This window comes from Sinorhizobium sp. P24N7 (assembly GCF_042436655.1).
Taxonomy (GTDB): Bacteria; Pseudomonadota; Alphaproteobacteria; order Rhizobiales; family Rhizobiaceae; genus Sinorhizobium; species Sinorhizobium meliloti_A.
The window spans coordinates 256,170-277,603 of the sequence record NZ_JBHMIW010000010.1 but is presented as its reverse complement, the minus strand read 5'-3'; the positions used below and the strand labels follow the sequence as shown (position 1 = coordinate 277,603).

Annotated in this window: 20 protein-coding genes; 4 read left to right on the top strand and 16 right to left on the bottom strand. The window is 63.5% G+C overall.

Annotated features, from left to right (window positions below; all coding sequences use genetic code 11):
• Positions 1-49: 49 nt before the first annotated feature.
• The 15 genes from ACFHWW_RS19620 to ACFHWW_RS19550 all read right to left on the bottom strand — a co-directional run bounded on the left by ACFHWW_RS19620 (position 50) and on the right by ACFHWW_RS19550 (position 14,406).
• Complete coding sequence (locus tag ACFHWW_RS19620; RefSeq protein ID WP_379940241.1) at positions 50-430, bottom strand: RidA family protein; 381 nt, start codon at positions 428-430, stop codon at positions 50-52.
• A gap of 43 nt (positions 431-473) precedes the next feature.
• A complete protein-coding gene (locus ACFHWW_RS19615; protein ID WP_275598748.1) occupies positions 474-857 on the bottom strand; it encodes a RidA family protein in 384 nt (127 codons plus the stop codon).
• A 33-nt stretch (positions 858-890) separates the two neighbouring features.
• The gene (locus ACFHWW_RS19610; protein WP_379940238.1) at positions 891-2,354 is read right to left on the bottom strand and encodes an NAD-dependent succinate-semialdehyde dehydrogenase; all 1,464 of its coding nucleotides are present in this window, start codon (positions 2,352-2,354) and stop codon (positions 891-893) included.
• A gap of 9 nt (positions 2,355-2,363) precedes the next feature.
• Positions 2,364-3,749, bottom strand: coding sequence for an aspartate aminotransferase family protein (locus tag ACFHWW_RS19605; protein WP_379940236.1), 1,386 nt, complete (start codon positions 3,747-3,749; stop codon positions 2,364-2,366).
• 30 nt (positions 3,750-3,779) lie between these two features.
• On the bottom strand, positions 3,780-4,829 hold the full coding sequence (locus tag ACFHWW_RS19600; RefSeq protein WP_379940234.1) for an ABC transporter ATP-binding protein: 1,050 nt from the start codon (positions 4,827-4,829) through the stop codon (positions 3,780-3,782).
• A 15-nt stretch (positions 4,830-4,844) separates the two neighbouring features.
• A complete protein-coding gene (locus tag ACFHWW_RS19595) occupies positions 4,845-5,675 on the bottom strand; it encodes an ABC transporter permease (protein ID WP_379940231.1) in 831 nt (276 codons plus the stop codon).
• Positions 5,672-6,523 (bottom strand): ABC transporter permease, encoded by an 852-nt coding sequence (locus ACFHWW_RS19590; protein ID WP_379940229.1) that lies wholly within the window; start codon positions 6,521-6,523, stop codon positions 5,672-5,674. Before ACFHWW_RS19590 ends, ACFHWW_RS19595 begins: the two co-directional genes overlap by 4 nt.
• A gap of 126 nt (positions 6,524-6,649) precedes the next feature.
• Positions 6,650-7,723, bottom strand: coding sequence for an extracellular solute-binding protein (locus ACFHWW_RS19585; protein WP_379940227.1), 1,074 nt, complete (start codon positions 7,721-7,723; stop codon positions 6,650-6,652).
• Positions 7,724-7,827: 104 nt separating this feature from the next.
• Positions 7,828-8,799, bottom strand: a complete 972-nt coding sequence (locus ACFHWW_RS19580) for a membrane dipeptidase (RefSeq protein WP_100672384.1) — start codon at positions 8,797-8,799, stop codon at positions 7,828-7,830.
• Positions 8,800-8,811: 12 nt separating this feature from the next.
• Entirely contained in the window at positions 8,812-9,540 is a 729-nt protein-coding gene (locus ACFHWW_RS19575) for a hypothetical protein (protein WP_379940225.1), read from the bottom strand.
• Positions 9,537-11,273: a hypothetical protein gene (locus ACFHWW_RS19570; RefSeq protein ID WP_379940223.1), complete on the bottom strand. Its 1,737-nt coding sequence runs from the start codon at positions 11,271-11,273 to the stop codon at positions 9,537-9,539. The genes ACFHWW_RS19575 and ACFHWW_RS19570 overlap by 4 nt, the downstream gene beginning before the upstream one ends.
• A 1-nt stretch (position 11,274) precedes the next feature.
• The gene (locus ACFHWW_RS19565) at positions 11,275-11,994 is read right to left on the bottom strand and encodes an IclR family transcriptional regulator (protein WP_275598755.1); all 720 of its coding nucleotides are present in this window, start codon (positions 11,992-11,994) and stop codon (positions 11,275-11,277) included.
• A gap of 79 nt (positions 11,995-12,073) precedes the next feature.
• Complete coding sequence (locus ACFHWW_RS19560; RefSeq protein ID WP_379940221.1) at positions 12,074-12,247, bottom strand: hypothetical protein; 174 nt, start codon at positions 12,245-12,247, stop codon at positions 12,074-12,076.
• Positions 12,248-12,383: 136 nt separating this feature from the next.
• Positions 12,384-13,364: an NADPH:quinone reductase gene (locus ACFHWW_RS19555; RefSeq protein WP_379940219.1), complete on the bottom strand. Its 981-nt coding sequence runs from the start codon at positions 13,362-13,364 to the stop codon at positions 12,384-12,386.
• A 16-nt stretch (positions 13,365-13,380) separates the two neighbouring features.
• A complete protein-coding gene (locus ACFHWW_RS19550) occupies positions 13,381-14,406 on the bottom strand; it encodes a sensor domain-containing diguanylate cyclase (RefSeq protein WP_275598757.1) in 1,026 nt (341 codons plus the stop codon).
• Positions 14,407-14,726: 320 nt separating this feature from the next.
• Here ACFHWW_RS19550 and ACFHWW_RS19545 point away from each other — a divergent pair, with 320 nt between their 5' ends.
• Positions 14,727-15,959 (top strand): HlyD family secretion protein, encoded by a 1,233-nt coding sequence (locus ACFHWW_RS19545; RefSeq protein WP_379940217.1) that lies wholly within the window; start codon positions 14,727-14,729, stop codon positions 15,957-15,959.
• Positions 15,941-17,935 (top strand): glycosyltransferase, encoded by a 1,995-nt coding sequence (locus ACFHWW_RS19540; protein ID WP_379940215.1) that lies wholly within the window; start codon positions 15,941-15,943, stop codon positions 17,933-17,935. Before ACFHWW_RS19545 ends, ACFHWW_RS19540 begins: the two co-directional genes overlap by 19 nt.
• Positions 17,936-17,969: 34 nt before the next feature.
• Here the strand turns inward: ACFHWW_RS19540 and ACFHWW_RS19535 are convergent, their stop codons facing one another.
• Positions 17,970-18,683 carry a transcriptional regulator NanR gene (locus ACFHWW_RS19535; RefSeq protein WP_100672376.1) on the bottom strand — a complete coding sequence of 238 codons (714 nt, stop codon included), beginning with the start codon at positions 18,681-18,683 and terminating at the stop codon, positions 17,970-17,972.
• 137 nt (positions 18,684-18,820) lie between these two features.
• Between ACFHWW_RS19535 and oiaX the strand changes: the two genes are divergently transcribed.
• Together oiaX and ACFHWW_RS19525 are read left to right on the top strand one after the other, a co-directional pair.
• Positions 18,821-20,077, top strand: a complete 1,257-nt coding sequence (oiaX, locus tag ACFHWW_RS19530; protein ID WP_379940213.1) for a 3-oxo-isoapionate-4-phosphate decarboxylase OiaX — start codon at positions 18,821-18,823, stop codon at positions 20,075-20,077.
• Between the two features lie 23 nt (positions 20,078-20,100).
• On the top strand, positions 20,101-21,429 hold the full coding sequence (locus ACFHWW_RS19525) for a four-carbon acid sugar kinase family protein (protein WP_379940211.1): 1,329 nt from the start codon (positions 20,101-20,103) through the stop codon (positions 21,427-21,429).
• Positions 21,430-21,434: the final 5 nt, after the last annotated feature.

The window sequence follows — 21,434 nt, the reverse complement described above, 5'->3', positions numbered from 1 at the left end:
GCTTGCAGCAGCGACGCGTGCAGCCGGCTTGGGCTGTCGCTTGAACTGCTCAATCCGGGGAGCAGACCGCAGTGGCGAGGATTTCCAGGCGGATGCCGGGTGAAAGGAGCTCCGTGACGACTGTCGCCCGCACGGGAAAGGGAGGCGCGAAGAATTCGCGGTATATCTTGTTCATGCTCGGGGCATCGGCCCGGTCGACCAGATAGACCTGTATCTGCACGACAGCGGCAAGCGTGCTTCCGGCGGCTTCAAGCGCCTGCCGGAGGTTGGAGAATACCTGTCGCGCCTGGTACTCGATGTCCCCGGTGACGAGTTCGCCGGTCGCCGGGTTCTTCGCTATGTGAGCCGATCTCACGATCCGGCCCGCCTTCACGGTACCGCTCAAGGGAGAGCGGGATGCGGCAATTCCGGTTTCGACTTTCTCGAACATTCGTGTTTCTCACGCCTTGCTGAATTCGGGCCGTGCGCTGCGATCAAGCACCCTCGAGCACCGCATGGGCAAGGACCTCGATGCGCAGGCCCGGGGTGATGAGCTCCTTGACGACCACGGTCGCGCGCACCGGATAGGGCTCCCTGAAGAACTCGGTATAGACCCTGTTCATGCCGGGAGCGTCGGCTCTTTCAGTGAGGAACACCTGCATCTGCACGACATTTGCGACGGAGCCGCCGGCGGCCTTGATCGCGATTTCCAGATTCTGCAGCGTGCGGCGCGCCTGCGTTTCGATGTCGCCAAAGACCGGCTCGCCGGTGACCGGGTCCTCCGAGATGTGCACCGACCAGAAAAGATCGCCGGCGCGAACCGCTTCGCTGACCGGAACATCCGACGGATCGGCGCCGGTATCGATGACTTCAAACATGCTCTTCTCGCTCGTTTCGTCTGTCGGATAGGTTCACTGCGGGACTTGGTCGAAACGGGTGACGAACTTCGCATTCAGATAGCCGTCGAAAGTCTCCAAGCCTCCCTCGCTGCCGTAGCCGCTGTCGTTGATTCCTCCGAAGGGGGTCTCCGGCAGCGCCAGGCCGAAATGGTTGATGCTCACCATTCCGGCTGCAAGGGCGCGTGCGGCATGCCGTGCGCGGCTGCTCGAGCCGGTGAACACATAGGACGCAAGACCGAAGGGCAGGCTGTTGGCGCGACGGATCACCTCGTCGAACTCGCCGAAGGGCGTCACGACGGCGATCGGTCCGAAGGGCTCCTCCTTCATCAGGCGCAGTTCATCGGTGCCGCCGGCGACCACGGTTGGCGCGTAGAAAAATCCCGCATTCCCAACGCGCTCGCCGCCGGTGACGATCTCGGCACCCTGCTCGCGCGCGTCCTGAACGAAACCCTCCATGGCAGCGACGCGTCGGGCGTGGCAGAGCGGGCCCATCTGTACGCTCTCCTCGAAACCGTTGCCGACCCTTGTCGAAGCGATCTTCTCGGCAAAGCGTGCCAGGAAACGGTCGTGCCCTTTCGCCTGCACGTAAAACCGTGTCGGAGAGATGCAGACCTGGCCCGCATTACGCACCTTCTGGCCGGCAAGCGCGTCGGCTGCCGCATCGATGTCGGCGTCGTCGAAGATGATCACCGGCGCATGACCCCCGAGCTCCATCGTGGACCGCTTCATGTACCTGCCCGCAAGGCTCGCGAGATGCTTCCCGACCTCGACCGAACCCGTGAAGGATATCTTTCTGACTTCCGGCGCCGCCAGCAGCGTCTCCGACAGGTGGGCCGGGTCGCCCCAGAGAATGTTGAGACAGCCGTCCGGCAGCCCGGCCTCCTGCATCAGCCGGCCGATCGCGACCGTGGAGGAGGGGGATTCTCCCGGTCCCTTGAGGATCACGGTGCAGCCGCTTGCAAGCGCCGCCACCACCTTGCGCAGCGCCTGGCTGAAGGGGAAATTCCAAGGGGTGAAGGCGATACAGACCCCCACCGGTTCGCGAAGGACCATCTGCTGTACGCGCGGATCGCGCGCGGGAATGACCCGTCCGTAGATGCGGCGCGCTTCCTCTGCGTGCCAATCGGCATGGTCGGCGGCGAAACGGACTTCGCCGATCGCCTCACCGAGCGGCTTGCCCTGGTCGCGCGTCATGTTGCGGGCGATCTCGTCGGCATGCTTGCGGGCGAGGTCTGCGAAGCGGCGCAGGATCTGGCCCCGCTCGAGCGGGGAGCGATCCTTCCAGCTCTCGAATGCGCGCTGCGAGGAGGCAACGGCTTCGGCAATCTCGCCATCGGTCGCCAAAGGCAGCTGAGCAATCGTCTGGCCCGTGGCGGGATCCACCACGTCGGTGCTCCGCTCCGTCTCGTAGATCCAGCGGCCATCGATCAGCATGCCGAGGCGCTCATAGGGGACTGCAGTGGTTTCCGGATTCATGATCTTCCCTCAGGCGACATGTCCCTCGGCGCGTGCCCAGGCCAGCGTATCATCAAGCGCCAGCCCCATGCGCGTCATCAGGTCGTCGATCTGCTCGTCATCGATGATCATCGCGGGGCAGAGGCTCACCATGTCGCCGAGGCCGCGTGTCAGGACGCCGCGGGCGGTCGCGAACTTGCCGGCCTGGTTTGCCACCTGCAGGGCGGGCGCAAAATTCTCCTTGGTCGCTTTGTCCTTGACGAATTCGAGACCGGCAACGAGACCGACGCCGCGCGCTTCTCCGATCAGCGGGTGCTCGCCGAGCTTACGCACACGTTCCTGGAAGGCGGGGGCGACGGAGCGCACATGGCCGACGATGTCGATCTCCTCGTAAATCGTCAGCGCTTCCAGCGCCACGGCGGCTGCAACCGGATGGCCGCCATAGGTGAAACCGTGCGAGAAGGTGCCGATCTTCCGGCTCTGGTCCACCAGTGCGTCCGCGATCGTCTCGTTGATCATCAGGGCGGAGATCGGCATATAGGCCGCCGACAGCTGCTTGGCGCAGCTGATCATGTCCGGCTTGAGCCCGTAGGTTTCTGAGCCGAACATGTTGCCCGTGCGGCCAAAGCCGCAGATCACCTCGTCGGCGACGAGCAGGATATCGTATTTGCGGAGGACCGCCTGGACCTTTTCGAAATAGCCTTTCGGCGGGGTGATGACGCCGCCCGAGACCATGACGGGCTCGGCGAAGAAGGCGGCGATCGTTTCCGGACCCTCTTCGAGGATCATCGCTTCGAGGTTGTCGGCCATGCGCGTGGCGAAGTCTTCCTCCGTCTCCCCGATCTCGGCGAAGCGCCAGTAGTGCGGGCAATCGGTATGGAGAATGTTGGCGATCGGCAGGTCGAAATCGCGGTGATTGAACGGCAGACCGGTGAGGCTCGCGGTTGCGACGGTGACGCCGTGATAGGCCTTGCGGCGCGAGATGATCTTCTTCTTCCCGGGACGCCCGAGAGCGTTGTTGTAGTACCAGATGAGCTTGATCGCCGTGTCGTTCGCTTCCGACCCGGAGCCGGCGAAGAACACCTTCGACATCGGTACCGGCGCGATCGCCAGGAGCTTCTCCGCCAGCCTGATGCCCGGCTCCGTCGATTTGTGCGCGAAGGAGTGATAGAAGGGCATCGTCTTGAGCTGTCGCGTCGCGGCCTCCACGAGGCGCTGCTCGCTGAAGCCTAGACCGGCGCAGAACAGACCCGCCAATCCCTCGATGTAGCGTCTTCCTTCGTCGTCGACGACATAGATGCCGTCGCCGCCGGTGATCACGTGCGGCCCGGTTTCCTGATGCACGGCCAGGTTCGTGTAGGGGTGGACGAGGCTCTGCTTGTCGAGAGCGTGGAGGGAATTCGGACGGTCGTTCATGTGCGGCTCCATCGGCAACCGGAGTTCGGATCAGGCGATGACGTGGACATCCTCGGCGCGCCAGGTCACGTGGCATTCGGAAATGCCCTCGATCCTGCGCGCTTCGGCGCCGGGGACCCGCATGCGGATTGGCTGCGTGCCGAGCTTCCCGATGACGAGCAGGTTGTCGCCGTAGTTGATCGTGCTGTCGATCTTCAGCGGCTGGCGTCCGCCCTGTGAGGTTTCGGCGATGCGGATCATTTCAGGTCTGAGCAGCAGATCGGCCCGCCGGTTGCGCTCCGCTTGCCTGCTCCGCGCCTCGACAATGCCGACCGGCGTGTCGAATCTTCCGTCGCCGAGCGACGAGCCCTCGATGAGGTTGCTGTCACCGATGAAGGATGCGACGAAGCGGGTCTTCGGCGCGCGGTAGATCTCGTTCGGCGTGCCGACCTGTTCGATCCGCCCCTGATTGAAGACGGCGATCCGGTCTGACATGGTCATGGCCTCCGACTGGTCGTGGGTGACGTAGACCATGGTGACGCCGAGGTCCTTGTGGATGCGCTTCAATTCCACCTGCATATGTTCGCGCAGTGCCTTGTCGAGCGCGCCGAGCGGCTCGTCGAGCAGAATGATGTCGGGTTCGAAGACAAGAGCACGGGCAAGCGCCACGCGCTGCTGTTGGCCGCCGGAAAGCTCGGAGGGCACGCGCGTTTCGAAACCCAGAAGCCCGACCTTGGCCAATGCCTCGCGGGAACGGCGCTCCTTGTCTTGCTTGGCGACGCCGCGCATGCGCAGCGGGAAGCCCACATTGTCGGCGACCGTCATGTGCGGGAAGAGCGCATAGTTCTGGAACACCATGCCGATATTGCGCCTGTGCGGCGGCAGGTTGTCGATTGCGCGCTCGCCGAGCCGGATCTCGCCGCTGGTCGGACGCTGGAAACCGGCGATCATCATCAGCGTCGTCGTCTTGCCGGAGCCGGACGGGCCGAGGAAGGAGACGAACTCGCCGGCCTTGATGTCGAGCGAAACGTCGTCGGCAGCCATATGCCTGCCGTCATAGGACTTGGTAACGTTGCGAAGGGTGAGGGAACGGGCATTCATGGCTTTGCTCCAAAATCAGGATGCTGCGGCGGCCGGCTCGGCGGCGCCGTTGCCGTCGGTCTGGTCCAGCACGCGGGTGCGGCGGCGCACGAGTTGCGGCGCAAGCCAGATGCAGAGGCCGGCGAGAACGAGCAGGAACAGGAAGGACGAGGCGGCCGAAATTGTCGGATCCGCTTCCTGGCGGACGGCGTTGAACATCTGGCGCGGCAAGGTCGCCTTGTCGCGGCCGGAGATGAAGAGGGCGATGACGGCCTCATCGAAGGATGCGATGAAGGCGAAGAGCCCGGCGACGGTGAAGGCCGGCCGCAGGATCGGAAAGGTGATAAGCCGGAAGGTCGTGAGCGGCGAAGCCCCCAGATTCATCGCGGCGCGTTCCACCGAGCGGTCGAAGCCCTTGAGCGCCGCCGTCAGGATCAGCGTCGACATCGGCAGGGCGATGCAGCTATGGGCGAGGATCACGCCGAGATAGCTCTGAACCAGCCGGAGCTGCCCGAAATAGATGTAGTAGCCGAGCGCCATGACGATGGTGGGCACGATCATCGGCAGCATGATCAGAAGGTTGAAGACCGTGCGCCCCATGAACACGTGCCGCACCAGGGCGAAAGAGGCCGGAACGGCGACGAGCATCGTCACGCAGACCGTGCCGAGGCCGATCAGCAGGCTGTTGGTCAGCGGCTGCGTCCAGTTCGGGTCGGAGAAGAAGTTGACGTAGTTCTGAAGCGTATAGCCGGGCGGCGGGAAGGCGAGCGATGCCGCCGAGCTGAAGGACATCGGAATGACGATGAACATCGGCGCCGCGACGAAGGCGGCGATCAGAATTGCCAGAGAACGGACCCAGAGGCTCATCGGTCACCTCCCGCCCAAAGGCGGTCGAGACCGAAGAAGCGGTTGTAGAGCGCATAGACCGCGAGCGTCAGCGCCAACAGCACGATCGAGATCGCCGAGCCGAGGCCGAAGTCGAGGGTCTGCTCGATCTGGTCTCCGATGATGCCGGCGATCATCTGGTCGCGTGGGCTCCCGAGCAGGACGGGCATGACGTAGAAGCCGAGGCAGGTGATGAAGACCAGGGTGCAGCCATTGACGATGCCGGGCGCGCTCAACGGCAGATAGACGGAGACGAAGGCGCGAAGCGGGTGCGCGCCGAGGTTTTCCGCAGCGCGGACATAGAGCGGGTCGATCCGTTTCATCACGGCGAAGAGCGACATGGTCATGAAGGGAATAAGGGCGTGGGTCATGGCGAGCGTGGCGCTGAAGGTGGTGAACAGGATCTTCGGCGCGCGGTCCCAACCGAACCACGTGAGGAGCGCCGTCACCGGCCCCTGATTGCCGAGGATGACCATCCAGGCATAGGTGCGCACCAGATAGCTGGTCCAGAACGAGAGGGCGACGACCGTCAACAGGAAAGTCGCAAAGCGCTTCGAGCCATTCGCCGCGGCATAGGCGAGCGGATAGGCGAAGAGAAGGCTCAGCAGCGTCACCAGGAGCGCCGTCTTGAACGTGTTGTAGAGGACCGAGGCGAACAGACTGGAATTCAGCAGCCGGCCAAAATTCTGCAATCCGATCACGGGCTGCGACACGCTCATCCAGACCACGTAGCCAAGCGGAACGAGAAAGAAGAGCGCAAGGAAGATCACCGCCGGAGCCATCAGCGGCATGGGCCCTTCTACCAGGATCGGGGACGTCCGGAGTTTCATGACATTGCTCCTTTACCCTCGGATAGGGTCTCCGTCGCGGACGGCCGGTACCGGCGCAGGCATCGCCGGCACCCTATCCGATGCATTGCATTTTCCGGCCGCACTTACCGGGACCGGATGCGCTGCTTAGATTCCGACCCAGCTTTCGAAGCGGGTGGACAGCTCGTCGAGTTGGGGCAGCAGCTTCGCCCCGTCCAGCATGACGGCCCGGGCCAGATGCTCCGGATGGGTCGGCATTCTGGCCGCGACCTCGGTGGGAATGAAATCGAAGGATTTCGGGTTCATCGGGCCGTTCTGGTCGGCGATGCAGAACTTCGCGAGCCCCTCTGCGTTCTGGCCGATATGGCTGATCAGCTTGAAGCCGTTTTCGGCGCGCGGGCTGTCTTTGGCGACGATCCAGCAGGCCTTGTCGACGACGGCCTGGTCCCAGACGATCTCGATCGGATCCTTCGATGCCTCCTTGGCGCCGAAGGCGTCGCTGTCCCAGAGGCCTGCCATGTCCACCTCGCCGTCGGTCAGTATCTGCCGCGCCTGTGGCCCGGCGGTCCACCAGACGCGGACGTGGTCCTTGATCCGGTCGAGCGAGGCGAAAGCGCGGTCGAGGTCATAGGGAAAGAGCTGGTCGGCCGGAACGCCGTCGGCTAGCAGCGCGATCGCCAGGACGCGGGCGGCGTGACGCTGCAGACTGCGGTTGCCCGGAAACTTCTCGGCATTGAAGAAGTCGGACCAGTTCTTCAACGCTTCCGGGAATTTCGCGGCATTGTAGGCCATCTGCGTGGCAAAGCCATGCGTCGACAGCCCGTTTTGGTAGATGGCGCCTTCCCAAAGCTTGGAGGTGTCGACGTGACCTTCCAGCGCCTCGAGGAGACCAGCGCCATTGGCGCGCGCGACATCGGCGACGCCGAGCGTGGTCACGTCGAATTCGTAGACGCCCGTGGTCTTCTGCGCAGCGAGCTTGGCGAAGGATATCGGCGAGACGGTCCGGATCTCTATTCCCGTATCCGCCGTGAAGGGTTCGAACAGGAACTTTTTGACCGATGCCTCCCAGTCGCCGCCCCAGGTGTTTACGTAGAGGACGTTTTCCTCCGCGCTGGCGCGCCGGATGTAGGGGGAGGCCAGCATTGCGGTCCCGAAAAGACCGGCGCCGAGAACGGTGCGTCGCGACAGCGGCGTGGCTGATGCTTTCTTGAACATTTCCATTCGTGGTTCTCCTTGATGTCGAATGGTCGTCTGTCTGCTATTCCCGTGGCCGCTCGCCCAAAGCGGCGGCTCTTCTTGTTTTTTGAATCGGTTTTTGGATCCGGTCAGTCCGGGCGGAAGACCTCCGCGTAGAGGCGGAGCCAGTTGCCGCGGAGGATCTTGTTCGCCTCCTCCTGATTGAAACCGGCGCGCAGCAGGGCCGGGGCGACGTCCTGCAGGTTCTGCGGCTTGAGCAGCCATTCCGGTTTCGCCACGGCCCCGGGCCGCTGAGGCGAGCCGGCACCGTACTGGACCGAGCGGGTCCAGCGGCCCTTGCGCATCCAGTCGTAGTCGCGTGGGGTGTGGTTATGCGAAATGTCGGTGCCGATGCCGACATGGTCGATGCCGGCGATGTCGACGGTGCGGGCAACCATCTCGCACCAGCCGTCGACGGTGGCGCAGGCAGCGTCGGGCGTGATGTTGCGATAGGCGACGCAGCCGATGACGCCGCCGCGCTCGGAAAGGGCTTTGATCACCTTGTCGGACTTATTGCGCTTATGCGCGAAGAGCGAAGCGGCATTGGCATGGGTGATCGCCACGGGCTTCTCCGACCACTCGATCGTGTCGAGGGTGGTCCGGTCGCCGACATGGGAAAGATCGACCAGCATGCCGACGCGGTTCATTTCCCGCACGACATCGCGGCCGAAGCGGGCAAGCCCGCTGTCGTTTTCCTCGTAGCAGGAGCCGCCGAGCTCGTTCTGGTTGTTGTAGGTCAGTTGCACGACGCGCACGCCGAGTTCGGCGAAAAACTCGACGAATGCGATGCGGTCCTCGAAGAGGTTGGAATTCTGGTAGCCGAGCACCACCGCCAGCTTTCCCTCCCTTTCGGCGCGCTCGATATCGGCGGCCGTTCTGGCGATAAGGATGAGGTCGGCGTTGTCACGCTCCAGGTCTCGCCAGCGGGCAAGCGAGTCGAGAGACTCCATCGTCCCTTCCCAGAAACCGAGCGTCGGCGTCACCGCGCTGTAGCCGCCCTGCCTCAGCGCCTCGAAGGACTCGCGGTTGAAATGACCGCATTGAAGTGCATCGATGATCATGGTCGTTCCATCTCAGTTATTGATTGCCGTCGTGCCGTGGTCCGCGGCGCCGGCGATGAGCAGGGACAGGTCCGTCTCGTCCTCGTCCTGCCGACCGATGACCTTGCCGTCGGCCTCGACGATGATCGGCCCGGCGTGGCGGCGCGACAGGTAGGAATCGGGCGCGAGTGCTTCGGCGGACCGGTGGAACAGCTGCCACCAGAGAGCCGCATCGACGGTCAGCCCGTCGCGCCTGATTCTTTCGAGAACCGTGGCATCCATTGCCTTCGGGGCGGGCGAGACGACGATCTCGGCAGAGCCGGCGGTCTCGTCGATCGCGACCTCGGCCTGCAGTCCAAAACGCTGCGCAAGAGCCTCGACGATCCTCAGTTCGCCGATCTCGGTGGCGTTACGGACCTCGACCGCCCCCGAGCCCTGCGTGCGCAGACGCTCCGCTGCGAGATCGAGCACCGCATCGGCGGCGATCCATGTGTGCTGCCCGCCGCAGTCGACAATGAGGCGCTCGGCGTCCGCTGTTAGGCTCAGCGCATGCGGATTTGCCGATCGCACCGCCTCGAGGTTGTGAGCCAGCCGGGCGAAGCCGCCGAGGCCGAGCGCTGCGGAATAAAGTGCGCAATCCCTTAGCGAGGGTACGAGACCCGCATCGAGCCGCGTGACCTGTATCAGCCGCTCGAAGACCATTCGCAGTTCGCGAAGGCTTACGGTGAGGGTCGAAGGAAGGTTGGACTGGCGGGAACTCATAGGCACGGCTCCGAAGGGTAGAACCACAGGTCGTCGGCGCTGCCGGCAGCAATGTCCTCCGGAACGGGCGCGCCGTGGAACAGAACGCCGCGCAGGTTGCGGTCGAGAAAATCGCGGGTCTTGTCGATGCCGTGGATGCCGACATTGAGAAGGCGGGTGATATGGGCGGGGGTGAAGGCCCCGCTCATGATGTCGGCATGCGGCGAGTGGAGGCCGGTGCCGGCAAGCGCCTGCACGCGCGTGGCGATCGCACGGTGTTCGGGATGCGCAAGCAGGAAGCGGGCCGTGCTGAGGGTCGGATCGGCGCCGGCGAGGTCGCGGTCGAGGGCAACCACGAGCCGTGGCAGGTCGAGGCCGAGATTGACGACATTCTCGCCGACTTCCGCAGCGGGGCCGCGGCGCGGCTCCTCGGCGGAAACCGATTTGTACCAGACGTATCGCTTTCCGGGCTCGATATCGAGATCGAGTCCGAAAGCCCAGGCGTAGTCATTTCTCAGGATCTCGCGCAGCCGGGCGACCGGCATTTCCGGCCGGCCCGTCAGCTCTTCATCGATGACCAGACCTTCCACGAGCTGGTCGGCCTCTTCGCCAACGAGCTCTATGAGGAGGGAATGGAGGGTTTCCATGGCTTCCGCATGGACGCGGCACTCGAGGGATGCAGCAAGCTCGGCAAAGGGCTCGCTTTCGAAGCGGCTGCCGCTCTGCCAGCGGGTAAGCAAATTCGCAACGGCGTCGCGGATCACGCCGAGTTCCCGCGCCACGACCTCGGAGCGCGTGACGTTCTCGTACTGCACGCGGTCCTCGGACCGGAAGGTGATCGCTTTATCGACAAGGCTCAGCAGCTTGGCGATCTCCGAGCCTGCTTCGTCCGGTGTGAGCGCCTTGGCGCGCGCGATCGCCTCCTCGCGGATGAAGAGCCAGCGCTCGATCAGGCGCGGATGGTTGTTGACGAAGAGCATCAGGCCAAGCGCCGAGCCGTTGCCGACCCCGAGGAAGCGGCGGAGCTCGATCGCCATCTGCGGGGCTGCAGGGGCTTCGAGCCGGACGAGATGGGCAAGGAGATCCTGGGCAAAGACGCGCATCATATAGGCGCAGAGCATCTGGGCGGCGAGCGACCAGCGGAGCGGGTGATCGCCCCCATAGGCGAGGAAGGACTTGGTCCCGAAGGTGCCGTTGCCGTCGAGGCCGGTATTGCGCATCAGATAGCAGGTCTGAGCGAGCTCGGCGACGTTGGGCTGGCGACCGGCCTGGAGCGCAGCCTTCGCGCCTTCGAAGAAGCGGCCGCTGCGGTTGGAGCGGCACCAGATCAGCGTTCCTGGCGTGGCGCGGCCCTCATAGAGCTTCGGAAGCTCGGTTCGGGTCGTTTCGAAATCCCGATCGCTCATGTCGCCTTCGACCAGAGCGCCCATCATATCCCAGGCCCGGCCGATGATGCGGCCCGTACGGCCGTGCGGCGAGGGCTCGAATGAATAGACGGGAAAGCTGAAGCGCCAGCCGCCGATGTCGATGCGGTATTCGGCGACGCCGTTGCCCTTGGCGTCGATGTCGAAGCGCTTGCACAGAATCTGCCAGCGCTGACCGACGGCGCGGCTCATCAGCGCGCGCGATGCGCTGATGCGCGACGGCTGGATGGCGGCGAGCCTTTCTGGCTTCATGATGTCGGCCGGCGAACGCATCAGCCGCGCGATGCGGTGTGCCTCCGACTCCGGCGCGGGTTTCTTCAGGGCGCTCATTTCATTGTTCTCCTCGCAGGCGCGCGGCGCTTGCCGCCGCGGCTGCGACGACGATCCGGGCGCACTTGTCAGTGTCGAAACCTGTGAACGGGCCGGAAAGCGCGAGCGCGCCGATGCATTCGTTCTGCGCATCGATGATCGGGGCGGCGACGGCCGATACGGTCCGTGGCCCTTCGACCTCCGAAATGGCGTAGCCGCACCGGCGCACCTCGGCGACGATCTGGTCATCCGGCAGTTCGACGCCCTGCGCCCGTAGCCGGTCGACTATTTCCGGACGCGAGAACGATACGAGCACCCGGCCGAAGGCGGTGCGATCGAGACGGAGCTGCGTTCCGATCCGAAGGTCCGCGCGAAGAACGCCTCGCGACTCCACCCGCCGAACGATGACCGCGGATTTTCCGTCGAGAACGGCGAGCGAGGCGGTCTCACCACTCTGAGTGACCATCTCTTCCAGAACGCCTGCAAAGCGCGCGCCGAGATTGGATTGTTCGAGCGCCATTGCCGCATGCCCGACGATGCGAAGCGTCAAACGATACCGGCCGTCGGGCGTCTGCTCGATCCATCCGGCTTCCACGAGGGTAACGAGGCGCTGATGGGCCGCACCCCGCGCTTCGCCAAGTTGGCGCGCGATGTCGACGAGGCGCAGCGGCTCCGGTGCAGCGGCGATGCACTCGAACGCTGCGAGGGTCTTGAGCACCGATGATAAGGGTCGAACCGACATTTTGCAAAAATTCCATACAGCCTATTGTCTTCTAATAGAAGACAGCGTATATATATGTTGGACATAGATTTGCCCTCTGTCAACTTCGTTCTGCGCGATCGACGTAGATTTTTTCCGCGCCGAGTCGGTGCTCGCTTCCTGAAAAGAAAAACCGAAGGACTTCAGCGGCTTGCAGCGTCAGGCTTGCATCGCCACCGACGAAGCCAATGTCGCGCCCGGGCTCGATTGCCGGCCGCGACTCAATGCGCCACATTTTAGGAATTGCAGGCGAGAGCTTTTAGAGCACTTCCACGATTGTACGTGTGAGCCGAACGGTTCGAACGTCGGCCCCGATACGGACGCACCACCCGGCCTCCGGTGCCGCGGTTTTCATCGGGCCTTGCCGCGGCCTACCGAGCGAGAGAAACGACGACGTTGCCGACTGGTTTCCCGCTCTCGACCGCCTCGTGGGCTGCGGCGATGTCGTCCAGCGCGAATGTTTCGGCGATATGATGTCTGAGAAGCCCGGATGCCAGCTGCCCTTGCAGCGCGCCGACGGTCTGCTCGCGCACTTCCGGCGACATCTCATAGACGATGAAGAACCGCGCCGCGGCGCCGGCGAGGATCATCGGAAAGAACTCGAATGAGATTTCCGGCTTGCTGGAGCCGTATATTACGCAAAGCCCGTCCCGCGCTATGATGCCTGGCAGCATCTCGACATTCGTGGCGGCGTCCACCTCTATGACTCGGTCGACGCCGCGCCCGTTGGTGATGCCCCCTATCCGGTCGACGACATCTTCCGTTCTGTAGTTGATCGTGTGGTCGGCTCCCAGCTGCGTGCAGATTTCGGCCTTTTCCGACGAACTGACGGTCGTGACGATGCGCGCCGCGCCATAAAGCCTGGCGAACTGAATGGCGTAAGCGCCGACTGCGCCCGCACCGCCGGTGACCAGCACGGTTTTTCCAAATACGGCTCCGTCCGTGGTCACCGCGCGAAGTGCCGTCAGCGCTGGAATGCCGAGGCAGGCGCCCTGCTCGAAAGATACGTTATCGGGCAGGTGAACCGCCTGATCCTGCGGAAGGACCACATATTCGGCAGCCGTACCGTTCGAACGCCGCCAGGCGGCATTCCAGGTCCATACTCGCTCGCCGATGCGCTCGCCTGCGACGCCCGTTCCCACCGCGTCGATAATGCCCGCGCCATCACTGTGCGGGATCATTCGCCCGGCAATGAGGGGCCGTCCGGCCCTGGCCTTCACATCGGACGGATTGACGCCGGACGCATGTATGCGGACGCGGACCTCTCCGGGGCCGGGGATAGGCTCGGGAAGGCTGCCAACCTCCAGGACATCGCGGGCGGCGCCATTCTTCTCGTACCATGCAGCTCTCATTGTCGTTGCCTTTCCGTCAGGCGTCGAGGACGACGAAACGGTCGCGACCGTCACGCTTTGCCGCGTAGAGAGCCCTGTCGCAGCTGTTCAGCAGCTCCGCTCGTTGCTGCCCGTTGGACGGGGCGAGGGCGCCGCCGATGCTGATGCGTGCGAGGACCGCCTTGCCGTCTACCTGGAAGGGTTCGCGAAAGGCTGCGACCAGCCGCTGCGAAACCGCTGCGAGCGCCGGCGCATTGGGCGGATTTGGAATGAAAACGGCGAATTCGTCGCCGCCCATGCGGATCGCGATATCGCCTGCTCTGATGACCGAGCGAATTCGGTTGGCGGCCTCGTACAGAACCTCGTCGCCGGCGTGATGGCCAAGCTCGTCGTTGATCGCCTTGAATCCATCCATGTCGAGATAAAGAGCCCCGAAGGTCTGACCCGCGGCAATCGCGTGGTGGAGAGCCCCGTCGACGATCGACGACAGGGCCGAGCGGTTGAACAGGCCCGTCAACGGATCGGTGATGGCCGCATTCTGTAATTGGTTATGGGCGAGGCCCATGACGAGATTGGCCTTCTGCAGGCTCAAAAGCGCACTGGCGACCGCCGCAAATCGGCGCAGGTTCTGCGCCTGCTCGTCGGAAAGATCCCTGGGCCGGCCATCGAGGATGCAGAAGCTGCCGACGGGCAGGTTCTCGAGATAGACGGGCGCGCCGGCGTAAAAGCGGAAGTGCGGGCTTCCGACCACATACGGTCTCGTTTTCAGTTCACGGTCTTCCGCCAGATCCGGGATAATGAGGAGTTCGTCCGCGAAGACGACCCGCGTGCATATGGACATCTCGCGCGAGCATTCGCCGATCCTCAAGCCCGCCTGACCGGCGATCCGCTGCCAGTCTTCGTCGATGATGTTTATGGCGGCGTAGGAAACGTCGAAGATGCCCTTGGCAAGCTCGGCCAGGGTTGCGAGTTCGGGCGTGGGAGCGCTGCCGATTGAATTGAGCGAACGGACTGCGAGCAATCTTTGACGCTCGTTCGTGGGGATTCGTACGGCTTGTCCCATTTCTGTCTCCGTCGTTCGTGAAAGAAGGCGCCCGGGCGACCCGTCCCTTGTTAGGGGAAGCCCGGCGGCGTTCCGACCTATCGCAAAAAAACGTCGGCGCGCTATCCTTAAACCTTAGAGTAATGCGGGCACTCTCCGTCACTCGCCGAAGTTTTGCGCAGTTCACCACGGAAACATGCAAATTTGAGGGTTGCTCAGCAAAGAATACCATTCAATCGTGACGGGATGCGGCGAGGCGGACTTGAGTTCGGGCGCGGCGTCGCGAGAAGAGTTGCAGCAGCGTATCAGCCGAACCGGCTGACCCCAGTGAGTAATTTGACATGATCCTCAATCATCGGCTCACACGTATTACCGTCGGCATCCTCCTCCTGGCGCTTGCAATTGCCGTCCTGCTGCCCGGGTTGACTGGCTACAGCAGCCTGGATGGGACGGTAAACGCGCGCCTTGCCGTGATAAATGCGCCGATCGACGGCGAGATCGAGAAACCGGCGTCTCGGATCGGAACGCCGGTGGCAGAGGGTGAAACGCTCGCGACGATCCGTAACCAGCGTGTCAACAGAGCGATCCTGGCGTCGCTGCGCACCGATCATCGAACCGCCGTCGAGCGCGTCGCGGCGCTGCGGCGGGAGCGGGATGAACTCGCGCGATTGCGGGATGATCTTGCCGGGCGGCTCGACATCTTCAGGAACGCGACCATCGCCAGTCTGGAGCGCGAGGTTCAGATCCTGCAGAAGAGGATCGAAGTGTCGCGCGCGCAGGACGTCGTGGCGAGGGTCGACCTCGTCCGGCGGCAGGACCTCGAGGCCAAGGGGATATTCACCCGCAAGATGGTGGAGGCGGCGGAAGCCGCCGGTGCGGCCGCCGGCGGCGAACTCGAGATCAGCAATTTGACCGTGGAATTGCTGCAGCAACGCCTCAAAGCCGTGCGTCAGGGCATATTCATCGTCGGCGACGGCCAGAACGACGTGCCTTATTCCAGGCAGCGCCAGGACGAGGTGATCGTCCGCATCCACGATCTCAATACGCGGATCGCGGAGAACGAGGCACGGGCAAAACAGACGGACCAGCAGATAGCCGAGGAGGAGAGGCGGGTTCTCAGTCTCGAAGCCGCGACGATCCCGTCGCCCTTCGATGGCGTCGTGTGGAGCCGCAACGTGGTCAGCGGTTCCAATGTCGTTCTGAACAACGAGATGATGCGCATCCTCGACTGCCGCGAGCTGTTCGTCGACATTCTGGTTCCTGAAGTCGATTATGACGAGATCTATCCCGGCCGCGAGGCGGAGGTCCGGCTCTTCGGGCGCGGAGATGTCTTCCAAGGCCGCGTGCAGGCAGTCAAGGGATCGTCCGCGGTCGCGGAAAAGGACACGCTGGCCGCCAACGAGCCGGAGACAGAGGAGCGAAATGCCCGCATCCGCGTCACGCTCGCTCCGTCGGCACTCAACACCGATTTCGCGAATTTCTGTCAGGTCGGGCGAACGGCCCAGGTCCGTTTCTCCAAGCGCAGCCTTCACCTGGCCCAGTGGGTTCAAAGCTTGTGGTTCAGTCTCTTCTAGCGCTGGCGCCGACCTTACTCGTCATCGCCTTTTTTCTCCTCGGGCCTTTCAACTGGCCGCGCCACAGGAGCTGGTCGCGCGCGGTCACCTGCGCGGTCGTCGCTGCCTTCGCGCTGCGTTACCTGATCTGGCGGTTCACCGAAACCGTTCTGCCCTATCCGAACGACGGTGCCAATTTCTATTGGGTCTGGTTCGTCTTCATCGTCGAGTTCCTCGCCTTTGCGGAGGTGGTGCTCTTCCTCATCCTGATGAGCCGCTACGTCGACCGCAGTGCCGAGGGGGATCGGCTGGAGCGGCAGTTTTTTGAGCGGGATGAACGGGAACTTCCCACGGTCGACGTCTTCATACCAACCTATAATGAGCCGCTCGACGTACTGGAACGGACGATCGTCGGGGCGCTTGCGCTCGATCATCCGAAGGACAAGCTGAAGGTTTATGTGCTCGATGACGGCCGGCGCGACTGGCTCAGGACGTTCTGCGAGGGGCGCGGGGCGATCCATGTCACGCGCAGCGACAACGCGCATGCCAAGGCCGGCAACATGAACAACGGATTGCGCGTCAGCTCAGGCGATTTCATCGCCGTCTTCGATGCCGATTTCGTGCCCTATCGCAGTTTCCTCCGGCGCACCTTGCCTTTCTTCATGGACGATACCATCGGCATCGTGCAGACACCGCAGCACTTCTTCAACGTCGATCCGATCCAGTCCAATCTCGGACTGGAGAACCTATGGCCCGATGAGCAACGCTTGTTTTTCGACGAGATCGCCCCCAGCCGCGACGGCTGGGACGTCAGCTTCTGCTGCGGCTCCTGTTCGATCGCAAGGCGCAAGGCCGTAGACGCCATCGGCGGATTTCCGACCGAGTCGATCACCGAGGACCTGCTGACGACGTTGTCGATGCTCAACCGGGGTTTCAAGACCCGCTATCTCAACGAGCGCCTTTCAATGGGTCTGGCGGCCGAGAATCTCACCGGTTATTTCGTCCAGCGCGAGCGCTGGTGCCAAGGCGGTATCCAGACGCTCTACCTGCACAACGGCCCCTTGCGCGGGCCGGGTCTCTCGCTCTTTCAGCGCGTCATGTTCCTGCCCATGTCGTGGCTGGTGCAATATCTGGTCCGCTTCATCGTGCTTCTCATTCCCATAATCTATCTGTGGTTCGGCGCCCTGCCGCTCTATTTCACGGATGTGGCCGACTATGTCTCGAACCAGGTGCCCCTGCTCGCGGCCTATTTCCTGCTGATGTTCTGGCTCACGCCGACGCGGTACCTTCCGGTGGTCTCCACCGCCGTCGGCACCTTCTCGACCTTCCGCATGCTGCCGACCGTCCTTTCGAGTCTGGTCAGGCCCTTCGGCAAGCCATTCAAGGTGACCCCGAAGGGCAGCAGCAACGAGGAGAACGTCTTCGACGCCTATACTTTCACCTGGATCGCCGGCTTCATCGTGGTTACCGCGCTGGGCCTCCTGATCAACATCGTTCCGGAGACGGCGCGGGTAGAGGGTTCGTTCTCGACGATTGCCGCGCTTTGGTCGGGCATCAACATCGTGGTGCTGATCATCGCTTCGCTTATCTGCTTCGAGAAGCCGCGGCGCCTGCTGCAGGCGTTCAAGCTCGACGAGCCGGTGGATGTGGATGGCGTCGAAGGCCGCCTCGTGAGCCTCTCGCTGGACAAGGCGGTGGTAGCGGTTTCGACGGAAACGCGGTTCAAATCGACCAAGGTCAGGCTGAACATCGAAGGCTTCGCGCCGCTCGAAGCGGATCTGAAGCAGGTAACGCAGCGGCGCGGGGACATCACCCGCACCGGCGACAAGCAGCGTTACTACCTTCATCTTCACTACGACCTGCGTGGATTCGAGCGGGACAAGATGATCATCAAGCTCTACACCGGGCGCTACTCCCGGGACGTTCCCGATATCGACAAGATCGCAGTTTCGGTGAATTTGCTGTTGCGCGCTTTCGGTCGCACGCGAACCGCCTGATCAGCGGTCCGCAGCCGGGCGGGAAGCTTCCGGTCTACCTGCCCTTCGGGGCATAGAGCGTGCGGGAGCGCTCGAGGTGTCTGATCATCGCCTGCTCGGCTTCGTCCGGATTTCCGCGGCGGATACAATCGATGATTTCCTCGTGTTCCGTGAGGGTCACGTTCTCCCGGCCGGTCCAGATCAGCATTTCCGTATGATACTCTTTGAGCCAGCCGAGCATCGCCTCGCTGACGGCGGTATATATCGGATTGCCGGAAATCTGGGCAATGCGGGTGTGGAACGCCATGTCCGCGGCGATGAACGCATCGGGATCCTCGAGTGCCGCCTGCTGCCGCTTCAAGGTTTCCTCCAGCGCCGCGATATCGGCGGCCTCGGCCCTGCCTGCCGCCTCCCGTGCCATGCCGCGTTCGAAGAAGATGCGCGCGCTCTTCAGGTGTTCGAGCGAATCCGAGGAGGCCGCAAGCATGATCTTGGCCGCGGCATCCACCTGCCGAAGCAGCGACCGCGCCGTCGGCTGCAGCACCTTGGCCCGCTCGCCATGCGAAATCTCGATCAGCCCCATATTGGCAAGCGCCTGCAGAGCCTCGCGAATGGCCGGGCGTCCCACCTGGAAGCGCTCCATCAGCATCCGCTCGGAGGGCATTTCGTCTCCCGGTTGCAGCTCGCCGGTTTCGATCAACGCCTTCAGCCGGGCAAACACCTCGTCGGAAAGTTTCCTGCGGATGATGGGCTCGGATTGCATGACCATGTGAACTCCAGCAGCTTGCGGATCATTCTCTATAGGCAGGTTTCTTCCGGCAGGCGAGATTTCTCTTGCCTAACTCAGATACTCATTATACCAGTTGCGCGAGAGAAGCTACTGAATCCAATGCAAAGAGCGCTGCCGTGATACGCATCACCTACCGCATCGAGACCCCGGGCGATGTCGAAGTCCTGGCGAGAAAGATCGCAAGCGACCAGTCGACCGGAACGTTCGTGCCGGTGCCGGGCGAAAGCGAAGAGCTGAAGGCGCGGGCGGCCGCGCGCGTAGTGGCTATCCGCCACCTCGAACCCGCCGATCGAGCCTCATGGCCGGACGAGGCGGGAGGTGCCACGCGCTTCAACCGGGCCGATGCGGAGATTGCCTTCCCGCTCGATGCGGTAGGAACGGATCTTTCCGCCTTGATGACCATTGCGATCGGCGGCGTCTATTCCATCAAGGGAATGACCGGCATCCGCATCGTGGATATGAAGCTGCCGCCGGAGTTCGCGGCGGCGCATCCGGGCCCGCAGTTCGGTGTTGCCGGCAGCCGGCGCCTGACCGGTGTCGAAGGCCGTCCGATCATCGGGACGATCGTCAAGCCGGCGCTGGGTTTGCGGCCCGAGGAAACGGCGATGCTCGTCGGCGACCTGCTTTCCTCCGGGGTGGATTTCATCAAGGATGACGAGAAGCTGATGAGCCCGGCCTATTCGCCGCTGAGCGCGCGCATTGCAGCCATCATGCCGAGAATCCTCGACCACGAGCAGAAGACCGGCAAGAAGGTGATGTATGCCTTCGGCATATCCCATACCGATCCGGATGAGATGATGCGAAACCACGATCTGGTGGTCGCGGCCGGCGGCAATGCGGCGGTCGTCAACATCAATTCCGTCGGAATGGGCGGCGTCGCTTTCCTGCGCAAGCGCTCCGGCCTCGTTCTCCACGCCCATCGCAACGGCTGGGACATTCTCACGCGTCATGGCGGCTTGGGCATGGAGTTTTCGGTCTGGCAGCAATTCTGGCGCCTCCTCGGGGTCGACCAGTTCCAGATCAACGGCATCCGCGTCAAATACTGGGAACCTGACGAGAGCTTCGTGAAGTCCTTCGAGGCCGTGAGCACGCCGCTCTTTTCCAAGGAAGATTGTCCGCTGCCGGTCGTGGCGTCGGGTCAATGGGGCGGACAGGCGCCCGAGACCTATGCACGGACCGGGCGTACGACCGATCTGCTCTATCTCTGCGGCGGCGGCATAGTCAGCCATCCGGGCGGACCCGGCGCCGGCGTCAGGGCCGTATGCCAGGCCTGGGAGGCGGCAGTCGCCGGGATCCCGTTGGCCGATTATGCCAGGGATCACCCCGAACTGGCGCAATCGCTCGAAAAATTCGCCGACGGCAAGGGCGCCTGACTTCCGCGCGACCGGAGACCCCAATGCACATTCCCTTGCTCAGCTACTACGGCGACGATCTGACCGGCTCGACCGACGTGATGGAGGCACTCTCCTCGCACGGGGTCGAAACCGCGTTGTTTCTCAAGGTGCCCGAGCCTTCGCTCTTCGAGCGCTTCGGCCATTGCCGTGCCTTTGGGCTCGCGGGCACCAGCCGCAGCCAAACGCCGGGCTGGATGGCGGAAAACCTTCCTCCGGCCTTTCTGTGGCTGAAGGCGCTGAAGGCGGAGATCGCCCACTATAAGGTTTGCTCGACCTTCGATTCGAGCCCCGGTGTCGGCAACATAGGCAAGGCGATCGAGATCGGGCGGGATGTCTTCGGCGCCGCGCCGGTACCGCTGGTCATCGGCGCGCCGCAGATCCGCCGTTACACCGCCTTCGGCAATCTGTTCGCCGCCTTTCGCGGCGAAACCTACCGCATAGACCGCCATCCGGTGATGAGCAGGCATCCGGTAACCCCGATGAACGAGGCGGATATCCGCCTTCACCTTTCGCGTCAGACATCGCTCAGCGCGGCTCTTGTAGACCTCGTGCAACTCGCATCGCCGGACGTGGACGCGTTCGCCGACAGGGCTTTCGCGGATCACCAACTCGTCCTTCTCGATGTCGCGGATGAGGGGAGCCAGGCCGTCGTCGGGCGCCAGCTCTGGCGGACGCGAGCAACGGAAGGGCAATTCGTCTGCGGCTCGTCCGGCATCGAATATGCACTCGTTCGCGAATGGCGTCGCCTTGGCCTGCTCGGCGAAGCGCCGACATTCGCGCCGCCCGGACCGGTCGACCGGATCGCGGTGGTTTCGGGCAGCGTCTCTCCGACCACGGAGCGGCAAATCCGTCATGCGATGGAGAACGGTTTCGAGGGGATAGGGCTCGATGCAGTCGCACTCGCGGCGACGGATGCCGGCTCGGCATTCGAGGATGCCGTTGCGCGGGGGCTTGCCTGTCTGAAGAAGGGCCGGAGCATCATTCTCTATACCGCACTCGGCCCCTCTGCCGATCGGGGCGAAGCCATTCCTCTGGAGGATGGCTCGCGTCACCGGATCGGCGAACGGCTCGGATCGCTGCTGAGAGAACTGGTGACGCGGGCCGGGCTCCGCCGCGCCGTCATCGCCGGGGGCGATACGTCGAGCCACGCCCTTGGCCAGCTTTCTGTCGACGCACTCACATTGCGGCTGCCACTTCCGCAGTCGCCGGGATCGCCTCTCTGCACCGCGCATAGCGCCGATCCGAGGGTGGACGGCATGGAGGTCGCTCTGAAGGGCGGCCAGGTCGGGCTCGACGACTATTTTTCGATGATCCGGGATGGACGGGGCTAAGGCGC

Bases quoted from the DNA above. Each gene is read 5' to 3' on its own strand.
- ACFHWW_RS19550 (WP_275598757.1), bottom strand. From the start codon at position 14,406: ATGGGACAAGCCGTACGAATCCCCACGAACGAGCGTCAAAGATTGCTC.
- ACFHWW_RS19605 (WP_379940236.1), bottom strand. From the start codon at position 3,749: ATGAACGACCGTCCGAATTCCCTCCACGCTCTCGACAAGCAGAGCCTC.
- ACFHWW_RS19545 (WP_379940217.1), top strand. From the start codon at position 14,727: ATGATCCTCAATCATCGGCTCACACGTATTACCGTCGGCATCCTCCTC.
- ACFHWW_RS19575 (WP_379940225.1), bottom strand. From the start codon at position 9,540: ATGAGTTCCCGCCAGTCCAACCTTCCTTCGACCCTCACCGTAAGCCTT.
- ACFHWW_RS19595 (WP_379940231.1), bottom strand. From the start codon at position 5,675: ATGAGCCTCTGGGTCCGTTCTCTGGCAATTCTGATCGCCGCCTTCGTC.
- ACFHWW_RS19555 (WP_379940219.1), bottom strand. From the start codon at position 13,364: ATGAGAGCTGCATGGTACGAGAAGAATGGCGCCGCCCGCGATGTCCTG.
- ACFHWW_RS19570 (WP_379940223.1), bottom strand. From the start codon at position 11,273: ATGAGCGCCCTGAAGAAACCCGCGCCGGAGTCGGAGGCACACCGCATC.
- ACFHWW_RS19585 (WP_379940227.1), bottom strand. From the start codon at position 7,723: ATGGAAATGTTCAAGAAAGCATCAGCCACGCCGCTGTCGCGACGCACC.
- ACFHWW_RS19565 (WP_275598755.1), bottom strand. From the start codon at position 11,994: ATGTCGGTTCGACCCTTATCATCGGTGCTCAAGACCCTCGCAGCGTTC.
- ACFHWW_RS19580 (WP_100672384.1), bottom strand. From the start codon at position 8,799: ATGATCATCGATGCACTTCAATGCGGTCATTTCAACCGCGAGTCCTTC.
- ACFHWW_RS19610 (WP_379940238.1), bottom strand. From the start codon at position 2,354: ATGAATCCGGAAACCACTGCAGTCCCCTATGAGCGCCTCGGCATGCTG.
- ACFHWW_RS19535 (WP_100672376.1), bottom strand. From the start codon at position 18,683: ATGGTCATGCAATCCGAGCCCATCATCCGCAGGAAACTTTCCGACGAG.
- ACFHWW_RS19590 (WP_379940229.1), bottom strand. From the start codon at position 6,523: ATGAAACTCCGGACGTCCCCGATCCTGGTAGAAGGGCCCATGCCGCTG.
- ACFHWW_RS19600 (WP_379940234.1), bottom strand. From the start codon at position 4,829: ATGAATGCCCGTTCCCTCACCCTTCGCAACGTTACCAAGTCCTATGAC.
- ACFHWW_RS19620 (WP_379940241.1), bottom strand. From the start codon at position 430: ATGTTCGAGAAAGTCGAAACCGGAATTGCCGCATCCCGCTCTCCCTTG.
- ACFHWW_RS19525 (WP_379940211.1), top strand. From the start codon at position 20,101: ATGCACATTCCCTTGCTCAGCTACTACGGCGACGATCTGACCGGCTCG.
- ACFHWW_RS19560 (WP_379940221.1), bottom strand. From the start codon at position 12,247: ATGTGGCGCATTGAGTCGCGGCCGGCAATCGAGCCCGGGCGCGACATT.
- ACFHWW_RS19615 (WP_275598748.1), bottom strand. From the start codon at position 857: ATGTTTGAAGTCATCGATACCGGCGCCGATCCGTCGGATGTTCCGGTC.